This is a genomic window from Actinacidiphila cocklensis (genome assembly GCF_907177275.1).
GTDB classification, from domain to species: Bacteria; Actinomycetota; Actinomycetes; order Streptomycetales; family Streptomycetaceae; genus Actinacidiphila; species Actinacidiphila cocklensis.
This window is the reverse complement of the sequence record NZ_CAJSLV010000102.1, coordinates 14,619-32,337: the sequence shown is the minus strand read 5'-3', so window position 1 is coordinate 32,337 and position 17,719 is coordinate 14,619. Positions and strand designations below refer to the sequence as shown.

The 17,719-nt window shown below is 68.2% G+C and carries 16 protein-coding genes and 1 pseudogene; 7 read left to right on the top strand and 10 right to left on the bottom strand.

The genetic code is table 11. The features are described 5' to 3' along the window. Positions 1-313 precede the first annotated feature (313 nt). Complete coding sequence (locus NFU81_RS35210; RefSeq protein ID WP_251499542.1) at positions 314-856, bottom strand: hypothetical protein; 543 nt, start codon at positions 854-856, stop codon at positions 314-316. Between the two features lie 228 nt (positions 857-1,084). Here NFU81_RS35210 and NFU81_RS35205 point away from each other — a divergent pair. Together NFU81_RS35205 and NFU81_RS35200 are read left to right on the top strand one after the other, a co-directional pair. Beyond that, a protein-coding gene (locus NFU81_RS35205; RefSeq protein WP_422665375.1) for an IS3 family transposase occupies positions 1,085-2,322 on the top strand; the annotation gives its coding sequence in 2 pieces (ribosomal slippage) (positions 1,085-1,415 and positions 1,415-2,322; 1,239 coding nt in all). Positions 2,323-2,410: 88 nt separating this feature from the next. Then, positions 2,411-2,653, top strand: coding sequence for a hypothetical protein (locus tag NFU81_RS35200; RefSeq protein WP_251499537.1), 243 nt, complete (start codon positions 2,411-2,413; stop codon positions 2,651-2,653). A 426-nt stretch (positions 2,654-3,079) separates the two neighbouring features. On the opposite strand, the pseudogene NFU81_RS35195 reads toward NFU81_RS35200, so the two are convergent. Then, positions 3,080-3,869 (bottom strand): annotated as a pseudogene (locus NFU81_RS35195) (transposase family protein). A gap of 427 nt (positions 3,870-4,296) precedes the next feature. Between NFU81_RS35195 and NFU81_RS35190 the strand changes: the two are divergent. Next, positions 4,297-8,073 carry a phage tail protein gene (locus tag NFU81_RS35190; protein ID WP_251499535.1) on the top strand — a complete coding sequence of 1,259 codons (3,777 nt, stop codon included), beginning with the start codon at positions 4,297-4,299 and terminating at the stop codon, positions 8,071-8,073. Positions 8,074-8,088: 15 nt separating this feature from the next. Further along, entirely contained in the window at positions 8,089-8,766 is a 678-nt protein-coding gene (locus NFU81_RS35185; protein WP_251499532.1) for a leucine-rich repeat domain-containing protein, read from the top strand. Between the two features lie 186 nt (positions 8,767-8,952). Here the strand turns inward: NFU81_RS35185 and NFU81_RS41510 are convergent, their stop codons facing one another. Further along, complete coding sequence (locus tag NFU81_RS41510; protein ID WP_422665374.1) at positions 8,953-9,285, bottom strand: relaxase domain-containing protein; 333 nt, start codon at positions 9,283-9,285, stop codon at positions 8,953-8,955. Positions 9,286-9,515: 230 nt separating this feature from the next. Here NFU81_RS41510 and NFU81_RS35180 point away from each other — a divergent pair, with 230 nt between their 5' ends. Together NFU81_RS35180 and NFU81_RS35175 are read left to right on the top strand one after the other, a co-directional pair. Next, positions 9,516-9,965 (top strand): peptidase inhibitor family I36 protein, encoded by a 450-nt coding sequence (locus tag NFU81_RS35180; protein ID WP_251499529.1) that lies wholly within the window; start codon positions 9,516-9,518, stop codon positions 9,963-9,965. A 347-nt stretch (positions 9,966-10,312) separates the two neighbouring features. Further along, positions 10,313-10,837, top strand: coding sequence for a hypothetical protein (locus tag NFU81_RS35175; protein WP_251499526.1), 525 nt, complete (start codon positions 10,313-10,315; stop codon positions 10,835-10,837). A gap of 138 nt (positions 10,838-10,975) precedes the next feature. On the opposite strand, the gene NFU81_RS35170 is transcribed toward NFU81_RS35175, so the two are convergent. The 4 genes from NFU81_RS35170 to NFU81_RS35155 form a co-directional block, all read right to left on the bottom strand. Next, positions 10,976-11,278: a hypothetical protein gene (locus NFU81_RS35170; protein ID WP_251499524.1), complete on the bottom strand. Its 303-nt coding sequence runs from the start codon at positions 11,276-11,278 to the stop codon at positions 10,976-10,978. A 137-nt stretch (positions 11,279-11,415) separates the two neighbouring features. Then, on the bottom strand, positions 11,416-11,949 hold the full coding sequence (locus NFU81_RS35165) for a hypothetical protein (protein ID WP_251499521.1): 534 nt from the start codon (positions 11,947-11,949) through the stop codon (positions 11,416-11,418). A gap of 45 nt (positions 11,950-11,994) precedes the next feature. Beyond that, complete coding sequence (locus NFU81_RS35160; RefSeq protein ID WP_251499518.1) at positions 11,995-13,629, bottom strand: alpha/beta hydrolase; 1,635 nt, start codon at positions 13,627-13,629, stop codon at positions 11,995-11,997. Between the two features lie 2 nt (positions 13,630-13,631). Beyond that, on the bottom strand, positions 13,632-13,931 hold the full coding sequence (locus NFU81_RS35155; protein WP_251499516.1) for a hypothetical protein: 300 nt from the start codon (positions 13,929-13,931) through the stop codon (positions 13,632-13,634). A gap of 603 nt (positions 13,932-14,534) precedes the next feature. Here NFU81_RS35155 and NFU81_RS35150 point away from each other — a divergent pair. Next, positions 14,535-14,930, top strand: a complete 396-nt coding sequence (locus NFU81_RS35150) for a hypothetical protein (protein WP_251499514.1) — start codon at positions 14,535-14,537, stop codon at positions 14,928-14,930. A gap of 162 nt (positions 14,931-15,092) precedes the next feature. Here the strand turns inward: NFU81_RS35150 and NFU81_RS35145 are convergent, their stop codons facing one another. From NFU81_RS35145 to NFU81_RS35135, 3 genes are all read right to left on the bottom strand, one after another. After that, the gene (locus NFU81_RS35145; RefSeq protein WP_308208352.1) at positions 15,093-15,383 is read right to left on the bottom strand and encodes a 3'-5' exonuclease; all 291 of its coding nucleotides are present in this window, start codon (positions 15,381-15,383) and stop codon (positions 15,093-15,095) included. Positions 15,384-15,436: 53 nt separating this feature from the next. Beyond that, a complete protein-coding gene (locus NFU81_RS35140) occupies positions 15,437-15,835 on the bottom strand; it encodes a hypothetical protein (protein ID WP_251499511.1) in 399 nt (132 codons plus the stop codon). Between the two features lie 1,005 nt (positions 15,836-16,840). Next, on the bottom strand, positions 16,841-17,512 hold the full coding sequence (locus tag NFU81_RS35135; RefSeq protein ID WP_251499509.1) for a ribonuclease FAU-1 family protein: 672 nt from the start codon (positions 17,510-17,512) through the stop codon (positions 16,841-16,843). Positions 17,513-17,719: the final 207 nt, after the last annotated feature.

Below are 17,719 nucleotides of genomic sequence, written 5' to 3'. Positions count from 1 at the left end.
CCGACGCGCAGCCGGGCCACCGGCCTGCCGACCATCAGACCCAGAACGCGAAACGGTCCACCAACTCCGTCGACAGACCGTCACGAAAGATCGAGGCTAAGCGCCACCTCAACGAGATTGAGTCCAAGATCTCACAATTAGACTCCTCGCAGGTCAGACGTCATACCTACCCCAAGACAGCCCGCATCGCCGCAGGTCGGCACTCAATCTCAATGTTTGAGTCCTCGCAGCTCAGAGACTCATACATGGCATGATCCGCACCATCCCAACTGAGACGACATACTTGCAAACCAAAACAACCCGGCTCAGCCGATCATTCTTGCTCTGTTGGGTGCAGCACCTTGCGGCACTCGTCAAGGAAGCTCCCAACTGCCCAGTTCATGTACTGCCAGTCTTGGGTAGCGGTATCCAACGTGCTCGTGCGCAAGTCGCCCAGATCCCTGCCACCAGCGATATCGGCCGCCCAGCCCCGGTATCGGCGAGCCGCGCGCTCGCTGTTCAGGCCGGCATGCCCAGCGGCGTCCCCGACCGCCTTCGGCCCTTCCACCATCACCGCGCCGATTGCCCGCGCTGCGTCCTGCCGCAAGGACTCGATCTCGGCAAGCAGCTGCTCCGCAGCGCTCTGATCCAACACATCTGCGCGGAAGAGTTCTCGGAGCTCAGCGACCGCATCGCGGCGAGCCAGCAGGACGGTGGCACAGGCTCCATACACCTGCCGACGGGCCTTGTGGTCTTCTGCGGCAGCAGTTCCCCGACGGGTGATCGAGGCTTGGAGGAGGCCTCCGCTCATACCGATCCCAGCGGCAACTACGGTGCCACCGATACCCGCCAGTCCGAGCAGAGTTGATGAGTCCACCGATGCATTCTCCCGTCGCTGGCCCGGCGGCGGGAAGGGAGCATGGGGCCTACGGCTCCTCTTCCCGGCCCTGCCGGGAGGCCGGCCACCCGGCCCCGCACACCCCGCCCAACACCCGCCCGCACTGGCCCGGCACCAGCCACGTCCCAGCTTGCAGGGGTCTCCCCCTGAGTGGTGGACACGCTGATACTGGATCTGCTTGATCCGGAGGAAGCGAGAAGACCGCCGATGGCGATGAAGGACTACTCGGACGAGTTCAAGGCCGATGCCGTGGCCCTGAACGAGTCCACACCCGGGGCGATCTACAAGAGCATCGCCGCTGACCTGGGCGTCAACCGGGCGACCCTGCGTGAGTGGGTGCTGCGGGACCGCGAACGCCGTGGCATCACCGCCGCGGCTGCGACGCCGGGCGCCCGGCCTCGGGAGGCCGTTGCGTCCGCAGATCCGGACGAGCGGGTGCGGCAGTTGGAGGCCCGCGTGGCTGAGCTCGAGGCGAGTGAGCGCAAGCTCGCGACCGAGCGGGACATCCTCCGCAAGGCGGCCAAGTATTTCGCCGGAGAGACGAACTGGTGAGGAGCCGCTTCCAGTTTGTTGACGACCATCGCAACACCTACGAGGTGAAGCGGCTCTGCCAGGTCCTGGACGTGAACCGGTCCAGCTACTACAAGTGGCTCGCCGGCGCCGATGCCCGGGCTGGCCGGCAGCGGCAGGACCAGGTCCTGGCCGAGGAGATCCGTCAGATCCACGGCGAGTCCGGCGGCGCCTACGGCTCCCCGCGGGTGACCGCCGAGCTCCGCGAGAAGGGGCAACGGGTCAACGAGAAGCGGGTCGCCCGGATCATGCGGACGTTCTCCATCACCGGCATCCGCCTGCGCAGACGCGTGCGCACCACCGTCCCGGACCCGGCCACCTCACCGGTCCCGGACCTGTTCCAGCGGGACTTCACCGCCACCGAGCCGGGGCACAAATACATGGGCGACATCACGTATCTCCCGCTCGCAGGCGGGGAGTTCCTCTATCTCGCGACCGTGCTGGACTGCTTCAGCCGCAAGGTCATGGGCTGGTCCATCGCCGACCACATGCGCACCACTCTGGTCTCCGACGCGTTGCGGATGGCAGCCTCGACCCGTGGCCGCCTGGACGGCGCCGTGTTCCACTCCGACCACGGAGCGCAATACGGATCCCGGGCCTACGCCGACCTCTGCGACCAGGCCGGGGTGACCCGGTCGATGGGCGCGGTCGGCACCAGCGCCGACAACGCCGCATGCGAAAGTTTCCACGCATCCCTGAAACGCGAGACCCTCCAGGGCGCCCACGACTACGGCGACGCCGACACCTGCCGCAGGACCGTCTTCGCCTGGCTCACCCGCTACAACACCCGCCGCCGGCACTCCGCCAACGGCCACCTCAGCCCCAACGAACACGAACACCGACACCACACCGCTAAACTCATGCTCGCCGCGTGATCAATAACCGCGTGCCCACCTTCACGGGGGAAGGCCCAACTTCAAGCACGCTGTCGCCAAGCATGTCTTCACGAAGCTTGACGCCTTCGTGTGGTGGCGTCTGATCCGCATGCTGCGGGAACGCCACCACTGGAGCTGGGGCGACGTCCGCCGCCGGTTCACTACCCCCCCCCGGGCGGTGGCTACCGATCGCGGCAGACGGGATCGAGCTGTTCCAGATTGCATCGGTCACGGTCAGCCGTTACCGATACCGGGCCAGCACGATCCCCAACCCATGGCAGCCTGCGAACCCCGTCTGACGGCAGAGACCGTGGAGAGCCCGTTGCGTTGAGAGGCGCACGGCGGGTTCGGCGAGAGGTCCGGAGAAACGGACCGGGAGCAATCCCGGCACCGCGCTCCGGGCCTACTCAGCGGTGACGGAACGTCACGCTCGTTCAGGACGCAATTGCGCAGTCCGCAGCCGACGCTGGCGCCGTATCCGAGGACGAGAAGCCGGCCCCCGACAATTCCGTATCCCTATCTGGCCTACACACATTGCCGTCAGTAACCGTTGCCACAATGCGTTACCACCGAAAGTGAGACAGAGCCGTTTATTAGACACTCCCGGCACAGGCTGACGGAGCGCGGTCAGTTGTCGAGTGTGCAGCAGTTCCCGCAGAGATCATCCATCCGTTCACGCCCGAAGTGGTCTCAAGCACCCGGCAGCCCCGGAATGTCTATTCACCTCGCGCGGCTTGGTGGAACCCTTGAGCCTATTTCAACCTGTGGTTGAGCTGGCGTGATGCAGGGTGAGGACTGCCTGGACGAGGCTCGTGATGCGGGTGGTCGAGCAGCGGAGTTTGCGTAGGACTCGCCAGTTCTTGAGGGTAGCCATGGCTTGTTCGGCGAGGGCACGGATCTTGGCGTGGGATCGATTCACGGCCTGCTGACCTGCGGAGAGCTTCTCCCACCGGCCACGGAACGGAACTCGGACCGTGCCTCGGGCACCCTGGTAGCCCTTGTCCGCCCAGCAGGGGATTCGGGCCTGGTCGAGGGTATTGATGATGCCGTGTTCGCGGGCCGCGCGCACGTCGTGAACGGGGCCCCTGGCAGTGCGGGCGAGGCCCACAGCAGCCGGCCGAACGGATCAGAGAGGACCTGCACGTTCATGCCGTGTTTCTTGTGCTTCCCAGAATAGAAGGGCCGGTCGGCGGCGATGCGGTCGATCGGCAGGAGCGTCCCGTTGAGCAGGACATACGCCTTCCTCGAAGCAGGCCGGACGGCCTCGTCGAGGTCGGTGCGAGGGCGGCCAGAAGATCCACGGCCTCGCTGATGTACCGGTAGACCGTGCTTGTCCCAACCCCGAAACACGCTGCGAGCTGGGCGTATGTGGTTCCGTTCCGGAGATGCGCCAACACCATGAGAGCTTGACGGCCAACCGGGAGCCGGCGCCAGCGGCTTCCGATCCGACGGCGGTGTTCTCGCAGGCGAGCGGCGAGGAAGGACAGGGATCGGCTGGACACGTCCAGCCCGCACGGGTAAACAAGCCTGCGAAGCCTCTGGCGGATACCGGGTGATCTTGGTCGTGAACCCGTCTACCAGGGGCTTCACTCATCTGTCGATTCGCCGTCTTCCCTGACGGACACCCCTGCTCTGCACCGCTCGCTGCCCAAGCGTTCATCCCCGGCTTCTCCGTTGCCTCGCATGCTGAGGGAGCACACGGCCAGGTGAGCGGGCGACGGGAGTGGTGCGGTGAAGGCCACTCCGGAGAAGTCCCCCGACAGCGACCGACCGCATCAGTCCCCGCAGGACGCATCGCCAGAGCAGGGTTCTCCGGCTCCTGATCGTGCACCCGCGCCGGTGCCGCAAGCCCGGGCGCTGAGCCGACAGACCGTCCAACTCCTGCAGGGCGCAGCGGGAAATGCGGCGGTGGCGCGGCTGGTGGCGCAACGGTACGTGGCGCCGGTTTCCCCTTCGCCGTCGCAGGCGCCGGGGATGCGCCGGGTGTCGGCGGACGTGGCGGCGAAGCGGGCGCGGCTGCGCGCGCATCACCCGGCGGCGACGGAGTCGAAGTCCGCGCAGGATGCGGCGGTGGCGCCGCCGGACGACAAGCAGGCGCAGGGCAAGGTCGCGAACTCCGCGGCGATGGACGCTGCGAAGCCGGGGGCTTTCGACAAGGCGGCGTTCGTCAAGGCCGTCAACGACGCGATCGCGGCGCAGGCGCCGAAGAACCTCGACGACGCGGACAAGTTCTCCAAGTCGGGCAAGGCCGAGAAGATCAAGGGTGCGGTCGAGGGCAAGGTCACGGACGGGAAGAAGGCGTCGGCGCACGACATCGCGACGGCGACCGATGCGCCGCCGGACACGTCGGCGGCCAAGGACAAGACCGTGGTACCGATGCGCCCGGACCAGCCCCCGGGGAATCCGGGTGCGCCGTCGGCTTCCGATGCTGCCCCGGCCCCGCAGCCGGTTGCGGTGACGGACTTCTCACCCGGACCGAAGCAGACCGACGACCAGATGAAGTCCGCGGACGTCACCGACGACCAGCTCGCCCGCAGCAACGAGCCGGACTTCACGGGGGCGTTGAAGGACAAGAAGCAGGCCGACGCCCACTCCGCCACGGCCCCCGGCAAGGCCCGCGGTGCGGAGCAGCAGCAGATCGCCGCGGCCAAGTCGGGGGCCGCGGCGACCGGTGCGCACGCCATGGCCCAGCTCACCGCGACCCGGCATGCGGCGGGCAAGGCCGTCGACGGCGGCAAGGGCGGGGCGAAGTCGAAGGACGAGTCACGGCGGGCGGAGGCCACGGCCCGGTTGCAGAAGGTGTTCGACCAGGCGAAGAAGGACGTCGAGGGCATCCTCGACGGCCTGGACAAGAAGGTCGACACCCAGTTCAACGCGGGCGAGGCGAAGGCGCGGGCGGCGTTCGAGGCCGATCAGAAGGCCCGTATGAGCGCGTACAAGCACAAGCGGTACGGGGGCTGGCTGGGCGGGGCGAAGTGGGCGAAGGACAAGCTGCTGGGGATGCCGAAGGAGGCCAACGACCTCTTCCAGATCTCCCGCCAGCTCTACGTCACCCAGATGCAGGGCGTCATCTCGTCGGTCGCCGACACCATCGGCACCGAACTGGGCAAGGCCAAGGCCCGTATCGCCACAGGGCGCTCCGACCTGACGGCGGAGGTGAACAAGCTCCCGGCGGACCTGCGGAAGTACGGTCAGGACGCGGCCAAGGACTTCGCGGGGAAGTTCGACGACCTCGAATCGGAGGTCGACGACAAGTCCAAGCAGCTGGTGCAGGACCTGGCGACGAAGTACACGCAGGCGCTGCACAAGATCGACGACGAGATCAAGAAGCTCCAGGACGCCAACAAGGGCCTGGTGTCCAAGGCGGTCGGCGCGATCGCGGGCGTGATCAAAACCATCATGGAGCTCAAGAACCTCCTGATGGGCATCCTGGCGAAAGCCGCCTCGGCGATCAGCAAGATCATCAGGAACCCGATCGGGTTCCTGAACAACCTCGTCCACGCCGTCGGCGCCGGCCTCAAGCTCTTCGTGACCAACATCGGCGACCACCTGAAGAAGGGTCTGGTCTCCTGGCTGCTGGGCACCGCGGTCAAGGCCGGCCTGGACCTGCCCTCGTCCTTCGACCTGAAGGGCATCATCCGGCTCATCACCGGACTGCTCGGCCTGACCTGGGCCAACATCCGCGCCCGCATCACCGCCAAGGGCATCCCCGACCAGGCCATGACCGAGGTCGAGAAGTCCGTCCCCGTCGCCCAGAAACTCGCCCGCGAAGGCCCAGCAGGCATCGAGCAGGAGATCGTCAAGGAAGCCGGCGACCTCAAGGCCACGATCCTCGGCAAGCTCACCACCTACCTGATCCCCACCGTCATCATCGCCGGCATCACCTGGATCCTGTCCCTGCTCAACCCCGCCTCCGCGTTCGTCCGCGCGGTCAAGGCCATCGTCGACATCGTCTCCTTCGTCATCAACCAGGGCGCCCAGGTCATCGAGTTCGTCAACGCCGTCCTCGACGCCGTCATCGCCATCGCCAACGGCGGCCAGGCAGGCGTCCCCAAGATGGTCGAAACCGCCCTCGCCGCCGCCATCCCCACCCTCCTCGGCCTCCTCGCCTCCCTCCTCGGCATCGGCAACCTCGCCGCCAAGGTCAAATCCGTCTTCCACGCCGTCGCCAAGCCCGTCAACCGCGTCATCGACAAGATCGTCGGCTTCATCGTCAAGATGGGCAAAAGACTCTGGGCCAAACTCAAGTCCAAGCTGACGGGCCGCAAAAGCAAGGATGACAAGCCCGGCAAGGACCATCAGACTTCGCCGGACACGTCCAGGACGGCTATCGCCGACACGGATCGGATGCTGGCCAAGGGGCCGAAGCACGAGGCGGCCACTAAGCAGGTGGCCGCCATCAGCGCCAAGCACCGTGTGCCCCTGCACCTAGTCGTGGAGTCCCGGACGCCCGAGGGCGAGAAGGTGCACGTCCAGACCGTGAGGGCTACCGCGTCGCACACGTTGCCGACCCGGGACAAGGAGGAGGAGCGCAAGGATCTGGTCCGGGTACACCTGCCGAAGCGCGCGGGCGACTACATCGTGAAGGTCCTCGGCTCTTGGTGGACGTCGCAGCTCGGCCGGGCGGGACTGTGGCCGGACGACAAGGTGCTTGACACCGCCCGGACGACCGGCGCCAAGAAGGTGGCGACCAAGAATTTCCTGGACAAAGTCTTCCGGGGGCACTTCAAGGGACGCAAGACCGAGCCGGACAAACCGAACGTGTGGGAGACGGAGGTCGAGAAGGGCGCCGCATTCCGGCACGACTTGGTAGAGGCGATGGGCAAGCAGGCCGAGTCAGACCTGCGCCCGGCGGCGCGGAAGTTCTCGGAGACCAGCGAGAAGAACGCGGAGTACGCGGAGCTGGCCTTTTACACCACGCCGGGGAAGTTCGGCGAGTTCGAGCCGCTGCCAATGGCCAAGGAAAAGGCGGACCCCGACGTGGTGAATGCCGTCCAAGAGGCTGGCGGCATCATCCCCTTTCTGAAGCTTCTCGCCCGGGGCGGCAGCTCGGAGGGGGTCGACTACGACAAGTTCATTGAGGTCTGGAACGCGGAGGGCGCGTCGAAGCAGTGGATCAAAACGCAGTTCCGCAATGCCGACAAGGGCAAGCACGAGTGGATCCCCACCAGCTATGTGGGCGACGTGCTGAAGGCGGCGGTCGAACAGCGCGAGAAGTCGGCCCTTTCCAACAAGTGCGACATCGCCGAGGACTGGATCACCCTCCAGACAGCGCTCCGTTCCTACACCGCTTTCGTGGTGTGGAAGGTGGGTCTCGCGGCAGAGACCAGCGGGGGCGGTGACGTGTCGGTCGAGTCGCACGTCGGCGGGTGGGAGCGGGACGGCAACCCCATCTTCAACGGCCGGGACGACTTCTGGCACCGGCCGCTCAAGACCCTGTTCGATACGTACGTCGGGTCGAGCACGGACAGCAGCACGCCGGCCCAGTACCTGACCGAAGTCCTGCTGAAGGAGCTCGACGCCGGCCGGTTGATGTGGGATGGCCAGGTGACGCACATCGACCCAGCGAAACTCGGACTCCGGATCAACGCCGAGTACAAGCGGGTGAAGGTGACCGATGACGGCGTGAAGACCGAGACGGAAAGGCTGGACGCTATCACCATCCGCCAGCTGGGCAGAATACAGGTCAGCAACTTCGGCCACGTACGTGAGGACTTCATTCAGGCGCTAAGGGCGCTGAAGGTCAAGTAGCGAGACGGAGACACCATGACCCAGTCCTTCGATCCAGCCGTCGTGGAGGCACTGGAGTCCGCGGCCGGGCACGTCCTGCCGCTCGAGGACTCCGAGTGGCCGGAGATTCGGGAACTCGTGGTCCAGCACGCTCGTGACCTCGCCGGCATCGAGAGGTGTATCGGGCTCACCATGCTCTTCGTGCTCGGCTGCGACCCCGTCGACAGCGGGTTCGTCTCACAGTTCACGTCGCTGAGCACGCTGCAGGTCAACGACAGTGGCTTGACCTGCCTTGAGAGCATGAACGACCTGCCCCTGATCCAGTGCAACCTCAACCGGAATCTGATCACCGACCTGACTCCGCTGCTAGACCTGCATGACCTGACGAGCCTTGACATCATCGGCAACCCGCTGACCGCCGAGTCGTACGAGGAGGTCCTGCCCGAGCTCCGCAGTCGCGGGATGTACATCACGTGGTCGGAGCGGAGCGATTGGGAACTCACCGTTCGGCTGCAGGAGGCGGGCCTGCCGTTCATCTGCTATCGGAACCAGAATGTCCTGCGACTAGGCAGTCCGGGATTCCACCATGTCAAGGTGCCGGACGCAGGTCACTCCGCGGTGACCGAGAACGAGCTGCGGGAGGCGCTGGACGAGGATCCCCAGCGCGTCTATCAGCTCTTCGAGCGCGGCGAAGGGCTGTGGTCACCCGGGTAGATCGCCGGGCGGTCAGGTGGCCGGTCACGGCTGTCGCTGCCGCCACCAACCGGCTGACCAGGCGGGTGCTGCGCCGGGTCTGGTGGAGGCTCGATTCTCTCAGAGGATCGAGCTATGGCCTGTCCGTCCCCAATGCCGAACCTGACTTTCCTCTGAGCAGCCGTGTCTCGAAGGCGAAGGGCCGCATCATGGCTTGCTCCGCCGCGGGGGCGGAGGGGGATGTCGTGAGCGCGGGCCCACCGGGCCATGTTCGCCAGGCTCATGCCTTTCTCGCGGGTCTGTACAGCCGCCAGCGCCAGCGGTGTAACTCGGTTTGTCGGTGGGCTGTCTCGTTGCCGCCGGCCCGGAGTGCACGACGATCGCTTCGTGCTCCAGCCACGCCAGCGGATCCGCGACCGCGACATCGTGACTGGCCTCGATCGCCTCCCGGGCGCGCGTCGTCCCGAGGACGACCAAGAGCGACATCGACGCCGGCGGCTCGGGCGCCAGATCGAACGCCGCGGCCAGGCCCCGCAGCATCTTCCACCGTCGCGCCTACGCCGTCGCGCCGACCTCGTCAGGCATGACGGCCTCCGGCTCCCCCGGCTCTTGGTCCACCGCGCGGGACGGGCGGATGGACTTCCGCCCCAGCCGCACGGCCGGCGCCACACCGGGCGCAACCCGAGCGCTGTGTAGGAGGAATCGCCCATTGGGCCGAACATCCGCCATTAACGGAATGAAGAACCGTTCCGCCAGGACACCACAGTTGCATGAAATATCTGCGCACACGACGGCCGGCCTCCCGCGCGACCGCGCTGCTCACTGCTGCCGCCGTCCCTGCTGTCCTCGCCGCGTCACTCGCCGGCCTCACACCCGCTTACGCCACAGCCACCTCGGCTGCCCTCACCACGGCCAGGGACCAGATCGCCTGCCCGCGGGGGTTCGTGTGCATCTACCCCGAGATCAACTTCGACGGCCAGCCCTACGTCAAGCGGGCCGTCGACGGATCCGTCCGGCACCTGCCGGACTACATCCGGAGCAAGGGCAGCTCCATCATCAACAACAGCAGCCGGACCGCCAGGGTCTACCAAAAAGACAACTACACCGGCCGGCACGTCTGCGTCGGGCGCGACGGCGGGACCATCGGCGACCTGCGCTCCTACCAGCTCAACGACACCACCCACTCGCTGAAGAACAACGACACCCTCTGCGGCGCCTGACCACCGCCGAAGGCCAGCCCCCGCGGGTGCGTGCGGCAGCGCGGCCGGCACCGTCCATCCGGCAGCCGGCCCGTGCGTTACCAGGCCTGCGGGCTTGGTCTTCTCCGGCCCTGTGAGACCGGTGTGCTGGACGCAGAAGACCAGGGCGCCACGTGGGGGCCGACATGGCGGGAGGCGGCCCGGGGGCCGGTGGCGGACTCCTCTTCGGTGCCGCCCGCGTGGCCCCCGGTACACCGGGGACATGAGGTGTTCACCTCAGATGTCTACTCGCATAGACCCAGGTGGTGGTGTCCTACCGTCAGCGTCCCGGGGCACCGCCCCGGGCACCATTCTGCGGGAGTTCCCTGATGTGCCCTGCACACCGCCTCACCGCCACGTTCGCGGCCACCACCCTGGCTGCCGCCGGCCTCATCGTCGCCGCCACCGGCCCTGCGGACGCCGCGACCTGCTCGCGGTCCTACCTGCCGCTGCCCGACCCGCACTGCACGCCCGGCGTCTACAACCCCGACGTCACCCAGTCCACGATCGGCTCCGCCATCTGCGTGTCCGGCTGGACCGCCACCGTCCGCCCGCCCACCTCCTACACCAACGCCCTGAAGACGCAGGGCATCGCCGACTACGGCTACGCCGACAAGAACCTGTCCTCCTACGAGGAAGACCACCAGATCCCCCTCGAGCTCGGCGGCTCCCCCCGCGACCCCGGCAACCTGTGGCCCGAGCCCTACTCCGGCACCAAGACCGCCACCACCAAGGACGGCGTCGAGACCAAGCTCAAAAACGCCGTCTGCAAGGGCACCATCACCCTGTCCGCGGCCCGCACCGCCATCAAGAACAACTGGACCACCGCACTGAGCGTGACCGGCATCGGCTGAGCAGTCCGCCGGCCACCGCCGACACCGCATCCGCGTCACACGGCACGCACCGGCCCTGGCACGGCACAGCTCCCGGCAGTCGAGCTGCGGGGAGCAGTGCCTGCGGTCGTGCCGGTCACACGGAGGCGGTCATCTCCTCTATCCGCTGCGCGAAGCCGTCGGCCGGCAGGGGCAGGTCGACGTCGTCGTCGACGAAGGCGTCCTTGACGTAGCGACGACGGCCTGGGCTGCACGGGGGACGGGCTTGTGGCGGGCGATGGCCTGCAGGCAGTTCGCCGCAGCGGCGGTCTCCGGCGGCACACCGGCGATCTCGATGACCGGCTGGAGCCCCGGCGTGGGCGTGCGCGACTCGGTCGCCGGCCCGAGCCGGTCGCAGACCTCTTCCAGCACCCGTTGGTTGTACAGCGCCCCGGCCGCTACCACGTCCTCGTACAGCATCATCGAGTCCAGGCGACCCCGCTTCCCGCCTGCACACCGCGCAGCGACCTTCGTTCCTTGAGCGATCACCGAACTCCTCACCGTCGAACGCCGGGCCGGTCCCGGCCCGTGCGTTGACAGTGAAGTCAGCCCGGCCAGGGTCAGAAGTGCTGCTGCCTCGCCCCCGGAGGCAGGTAGCAGGGCGTGGAGACGACAAAGTGCATCTCGTCGGGATCCCGGTAGCCGGAGACGTCGATACTGAAGTGCGTTTTCGGGTCGTGTCCTTCCAGCAGGACCGCGGGTTCCAGGGAATCGTCGTCGCGGAAGCTGATGTCCTCGGCGCTCTGCTTCTTGAGGTCGTCCCTGACACGAGCGCCTGCCTGGCCCTGCCGGGCCCGCACCAGCGGGGAGTGGGCGCGGTAGGTGAGGAAGAAGCGGCCGTCCTGCGCGGTCTCGTCGTTCCTGCCGATGCAGTCCGAGAACTCCGGCTTGATGCTTTTGGCGTCGATCGGCGCCCCGGCGCTGCGTGCGAGGGACTCGACGAAGGCCGCCGCCGCCGCTTGGGCGTCCGCGCGGCTCTTCCGCGGCAACGGGGCGTTCTTGTCGCCGGTGCCGTTGTCCGACGCCGTGCAGCTCGTCAGGAGGGCGAGCGGGACGAGAGCAAGCACCGGCGCGCACCAGCGGATTCCCCTCATGACGGGACACCTGCTTTCGGTGTTTCGTAGGTCGGTGACGGGCCTTCAGGAGATCGTGGGATACCTGTGAATCGGCGGAGCGGTAGGGGGACGCGGCGGATCCACCTCCGGAGCGGGATGCACCAGTGTGGGGTCTTGCCCCGCGATGATCCTCCCCATGTTTTCGAGACCCTTGCTGCCCTCGTCGAAATAGCTGCTGTGGTCGCCGTTCGCCACCTCGAATTGGCTCGCGCCGAAATTGGGCCCTGCCGGGTCGACGCCCAGCGTGGCGCCCGAAAAGAACTTGGCTATGGGGTCGCTCGGGGATTTCCCGACGTACACGTGGTCCCGGGGTATGCCGAACTGGTCGGCGTAGCCGTTCATGCCCGGACTGCCCACCGCCACGATGTCATCGGCGCCCAGATGCCCGCCCGTGGCGGCCGTGCCCACCACCGTCGAGCCGTAGCTGTGCCCGATCACCGTGATGTGGTGGTGCTCGGGGCCCTGCGCGGCGCGTGTTCCCGCGATGAAGTGGCGCAGGTCCGGCGCGCCGTCGTCGGCCCGCCATGTGGAGGTCACCGACGCGTCTATCTCGGGGGCGTCGTAGCCCAGCCAGAACACGGTCGACACGCTGCCGTTCGGGTGGGCGTCCTGCGCCGCCCGCTGGAGGTGGTCGATCCGGTTCAACGAGCCGGAAACGCCCCCCAGCGTCGTGTCGGTGCCGGGCACGTACACGCCGGTGAATGCCGCCGTGTCGGGGTTGCCCTGGGCGATGACCACCTGGCCGTCCCCCGCTCCCTGGAAGTCGAGCAGGTACAGCTCCCTGCCGGGCGGTGCGTCATCGTGCGCCTCCAGCGCTTCCTTGAGCTTCTCCAGCCCCACGTAGCGCGGATCGAGGACGGCGCTGGTCCCGACCCCGTAGTCGTGGCCGGTCACCCATGTGGGGTCGTCCAGCTGCTCGTCGAGGGCCAGCCGGTTGGCCCGGTCGCGGTCGACCGCCGGGAGACCGTCGAGGCTGCCGACGATCTCGGGGTAATAAAGGATGTATTCCCGCTGCTGGTCGGGCGTGAGGCCCTGCCACCAGTCGGCCGCGGCCTGCGGGTCCTTCGGCGGCTTGGGCTCCTTGATGCCCATGTACAGCATGGCGGCCTCGGTGTCGTTGGCCGCCTCGTTCAGCGCGTGCGGCCGGTACTGCGCCATGACGTCGCCGTGCAGGGCCGCCAGGGCCGCCCTGCCGTCCTCCGACGCCTGCCGGGCGGCGGTGAGCGCGCAGGAGACCCTGGTCCGGTAGCCCGCGAGCTGGTGGGCGCCCTCCTCGGCCTCGTACCGCGAGTGCTGCGGTGGCGGGTAGACGGTGCCGTCGTCGCCCACCGTGTAGCCGGCGCCCTCCGCCTCCGCCACGACCGCCCGCAGGTCGCTCTTCGCGCTGGACATGCGCTGGTGGACGGTGGAGAGCACGGTGCCGATCGTCTCCGCCTCGACGCACCCGACCTCGAGGCGGGTCTCGATGCCGTCCAGGAACAGGAAGGCAGAGGTGGCGGCCTCCCCGGTCCAGCCGGCCTCCTTCAGCGGGCCGGTCACGTTCCTGCGGTGAGCGGTGTGGGCGCTCTCCAGTTGGGCGGACAGCTGCCGCCAGTGCGTGGCGGCAGTCTCGATGCTGTCGACGTCGAGGTTCCACAGCAGGGCGTACTCGTCAGCCACCGTCAAAGCCCCTCGAAGTCGCGGCCGAGCAGCGTGTCGTTCCACGCGTGGGTGGTGGCGCACCCGCGCAGCGCGTCGGCGGAGGCGGCCAGCCGGCCTTGCAGTCCCTTGAAAGCCAGGCTCCAGGTGCTGCTCAGCTCGTCCATCTCCGGCTGGATCGACCAGCTGGCGAGTGCCTGCGCGGCGTCGTCCAAGGCGCTGAGAGCGCCGGTGATCCGGCTGTGCAGCGCCGGGCTGTTCACCGTGTCCGTCATGTGCGCGGACGCGAGTAACTCCTGCGGTTTCACGTTCAGATCGGTCACGGGCCCCCCTGTGATCACTTATGTCACAGGATGCTATCCAGAACACTGATCACAAACTGCGAAGTGGCGCAAAATGACCGCGTAGCGTTGGGGGGTTACGGCCGAGATCGACGGTTGAGTGGTGTGGACAGGGCTACGCCAGGCCATCATCGCCGAACTCGCGCCCGCACGACCTCCGCCCTCCATCCAGGCGGATCCAACCGGCATGGATAACCCCGCACCCCCCGCCGCCGGCTCCGATCACAACCCGTCCCCCACGCACGGCGAGGCCCTTCCGGTAGCTCACTCATGGCAAGGGCTTACCGCGTAAGCCGGCCCACGGCCCGCGAATCCGGTTCCACCGGCTGATGACGCGTCGAGCTATCCGCGCATCGTCGTGACACCGAGGCGCGACTTCGTGGCCGGTCCCCCGGTGTCCAAGCCGCGGCGAGGCAGACCTCCCGGCCCTCGATACTTGGTCACGGTCACGGTCCTGGCAGGCTGGCGCCGGATTACCACGCCAGCGCGGTAAGAAGCCGCTCGGGCGTCGGCGCCTGGCCCATCCGTATGAACCTAGCCGGCCGGCCGCATGCAGAGCCGATCCGTCTGAATACGCCCCCACCCATGAACCTCTCCCGCACACGCCCAGCCGCAGGCGTGACCGCGCCGTTGGCCGCCGCCGTTCTCGCCTCCACCATCGCCGCCGAGCCTGCAGCCGGCGAGCGCAGCGTCGCGCTCCACCAGGCGGTCGCCGCGCTGCCGGTCGCGGCCGAGGACCGTACTGGCTACAACCGCGAGTCGTCCTTCTGCGGGTGGATCGACGCCGACCACGACGGCTGTGACACCCGCAAGGAAGTCCTCCTCGAGGAGGCCGTCACCGCCCCCACCGTCACCGGCACCTGCACTCTGACCGGCGGCACCTGGCTCAGCTGGTACGACGACACCACCGTTGACCGGGCCGGCGCCCTCGACATCAACCACGTGTTATCCGTACCTGCCACGAGTGAACGAGGTAATTGATCAGGTCTGCGCGTCAGCGGTACAGCCCCGGGGGTCGGCGTTGCCGGCTGGCGGCGGAACCGCCGGCCCGGGTTTCCCGCGGGTCGGCGGTCAGCGGAACCGGGCACTCGAACTCTCCATCTGAGTCCACCCTCGTGTTGCCGCTGAAGTGCTGACCATCCCCTACGGTGCCGGCGTGCGGCTGGTGTTGGGGTGGTCGTCGATCCAGGCCAGGCTGCCGCGGTTGAGATGGTGCCGGGCGCGGGTGATGGCGACGTAGGCGAGCCGGGCTTCTGTGGTGTCGATGGGTCCAGGTACGGGGTTGCCGTTCTCGTCGTGGCTGCTGGTGTCTTTGGGCGGGTGGAAGTCGCCGGCGATCCGCACGTTGGGCCATTCGCGTCCCTTGGCTGTGTGGGCGGTGGAGACGGTGACCTGGGCGCTGGCCTCGTCGTGGAGGTGGTCGACGGCGTCCACAATGTCGTCGGCGCCGTGGCGGTCGATGAGATCGACGAAGGGTTGGAGGTCTCCTACTGACGGGTCGTGGGCGTCGCAGCCGATCCGGCCGACCCGGTGCCGAAGGCCCGGGTGGTAACGGCGTCGAGGACTGCGCCGAACTGTGCGGGGCTGCGGATCGCCGGGCACTCGAAGACTGCCTCCCATCCGGTGCGCTCGGAGAAGAAGCCGACATCGGCCCAGCCACCACGGAAGAGGGTGATCTCCGCCTCCGCGCCCTCGGCGCCCACGATGGACACCCCGACCGAGTCCGGATCCCGCACTCGGTCCCGCTCGGTCTCCAGCGACTGGGGCCATTCGGCAGCCTCCTCCCGCCAGGTAGTGGCCCCCACTTTCAGCCCCGCCCCGGCCCACTCCCCATACCGCCGCTCGATCTCAGCCGCGGCCGCGTCCAGATCCACGATGCGCTCCATACGCTCCCCTTCCCCTTCGCGGCCGCCGCCAAAGTCGGCCCACCCGCGACGGCTCGGGCACGGATCCGTCACATGATCATGCCGCACAGGTCCCAGTCCTCCCCGGTCAAGGGCTCCACGCTCCGCGCCCTGCGTTCCACCATGAATTCGAACCCGACCACGGAAGCAGCCGCACGGGTGAATCGGTCGCGGCCCTGTTCAGATCAACCAACGCGGGATCGAACACCGCGGCCGACGACATCACCGTCGCCCGACTGGCCCTGGCCCAGCACCTGGTCCTCGGGCGACGGCTTGCCGGCGCACGCCCCGGCTGGACGTGCCCGGCTGCAACCCGTGAGGCCCGCAAAGGGCCTGGAGGCGGGCGCTGGTGGCCACCGCCCGGTCGTGGACGCTCAACTGCGGCACGGTGTCCTCCACGGCCTCGACATGGCCCCGCTTGTCCGGCAGGTCCGGCACGGTGTCCTCCCTCGCCTCGAGGTGACCTCGCCGGGCTGACAGACCCGGGTGTCGGGCGGCGGTGTAGACATTGTGGCCGAGCGGCCGCTGCCGGCGGCCTGGTCGCCGGGGGGGGTTAGGTCGACGCAGTGCGTGCCGATCGCCGCATCCACGATGCGCTCGCCCAGGCCGGGGTCGGCACAAGCAGGTGCCAGCGGCGGAATGTCCCGTGGTGGGTGTAGACGATAGCGGCGACATCAACGGCAGCCAGGCCCACGTCGAAGCCAGCACCGCTGCGGGCTCCCATTCCGAATGCGGCGCGGATGGCGGCCGCGGCGGCACAGCGCGAGCAGCACGTCAACCACCGCCGTGCCGCAGCGCCAGCCCCTCCGCCGCCCGGATGAGGTACGTCTCCTTTACCGCCGGCTCGCGCACGGCTGCCCGCGGCACGCGGTCCTCAAAAGTGCCAGGCCCGCAACCGAGAATCTCCGGCGGCTCCCCCAGCACATCGAGGGCCACCTCGTGTTGAGGATGGCCCCGGAGCAGGAGCCCGTTGGCTCAGGTGGGGTCTCAAAGGTCCGCTACGAGCGCGGGGTCCGTCCCCTCTCGCTCGGGGAGACTCGGCGTCGGCCATGCGGGATTCCAGCGCCACGCCTGCCACCGGTCGGCTTCCGCGAACGGGCCGGCGCGATCCTCGATCAGCGCCAGGGCCTGGGCGCGGGCGTGCTCTACCGCCCGGTGCTCGGTGTCAGTGACGATGCCCAGGCGCCGGACGTGGGCGTACTCGTCCTCGTCCTTCCAGCGCAGGGTGCTCAGGTCGGGGTCGATGACCAGGTCGATGGCCAGGTCAAGGGTGTCGAAGCCCGCTTCGGTGCGGTGGGTGGGGTGCTCGAAGTTGATGTACCAGTTCCGCAGCCCGGCCGCGGTGAAGAAGGCGTTGACGCTGAACCACGCCGTCGGTGGTTTCCACAGCAGCAGTTCGGTCTCCTGCCACACTGCGGGAGCCAGCTGCCACTTCCCCGTCGCCATCGCGTCGAACGCCTGGGTGCGGATCGTGCGGTCGCCTTCGGCGCGTGCCCTGGCGTAGAGGGCGGGCCAGCGGGCCTGCGCGCCCGGGGCGCAGGCGGTTACCAGTGCCTCGGGGGTGTCGGCGATGACCCGCAGGGCCTGCTCGCTCCACACCCGCCCGCAGCGGTGTACGTCGCGCCGCACGACCGTCTCCCCTGGCGTGAAGCTTTCCATCGGTTCCTCCTCGACGCATTGCCCGTACGCGGTGTTCGGCAGAGCGAGCACCCGCCACCCTGGCGGTTCCGGCCGGGCCTGGCACGGCGGCGTTGAGGGCGGACGAGCCGGGGGTTTGCGGGCACCTGCCGCCAACGTCTGGCCAAGCATCCGACCTGCGACACCTACCAGCCCCTGGTGCGGCGTAGCGGGGGCGGTGGCAGGGGG

What these genes read in the sequence shown, in the direction of transcription:
- NFU81_RS35190 (WP_251499535.1), top strand. Translation starts at nt 4,297, where the DNA reads ATGCGCCGGGTGTCGGCGGACGTGGCGGCGAAGCGGGCGCGGCTGCGC.
- NFU81_RS35185 (WP_251499532.1), top strand. Translation starts at nt 8,089, where the DNA reads ATGACCCAGTCCTTCGATCCAGCCGTCGTGGAGGCACTGGAGTCCGCG.
- NFU81_RS41510 (WP_422665374.1), bottom strand. Translation starts at nt 9,285, where the DNA reads ATGCTGCGGGGCCTGGCCGCGGCGTTCGATCTGGCGCCCGAGCCGCCG.
- NFU81_RS35180 (WP_251499529.1), top strand. Translation starts at nt 9,516, where the DNA reads ATGAAATATCTGCGCACACGACGGCCGGCCTCCCGCGCGACCGCGCTG.
- NFU81_RS35175 (WP_251499526.1), top strand. Translation starts at nt 10,313, where the DNA reads ATGTGCCCTGCACACCGCCTCACCGCCACGTTCGCGGCCACCACCCTG.
- NFU81_RS35170 (WP_251499524.1), bottom strand. Translation starts at nt 11,278, where the DNA reads ATGATGCTGTACGAGGACGTGGTAGCGGCCGGGGCGCTGTACAACCAA.
- NFU81_RS35165 (WP_251499521.1), bottom strand. Translation starts at nt 11,949, where the DNA reads ATGAGGGGAATCCGCTGGTGCGCGCCGGTGCTTGCTCTCGTCCCGCTC.
- NFU81_RS35150 (WP_251499514.1), top strand. Translation starts at nt 14,535, where the DNA reads ATGAACCTCTCCCGCACACGCCCAGCCGCAGGCGTGACCGCGCCGTTG.
- NFU81_RS35140 (WP_251499511.1), bottom strand. Translation starts at nt 15,835, where the DNA reads ATGGAGCGCATCGTGGATCTGGACGCGGCCGCGGCTGAGATCGAGCGG.
- NFU81_RS35135 (WP_251499509.1), bottom strand. Translation starts at nt 17,512, where the DNA reads ATGGAAAGCTTCACGCCAGGGGAGACGGTCGTGCGGCGCGACGTACAC.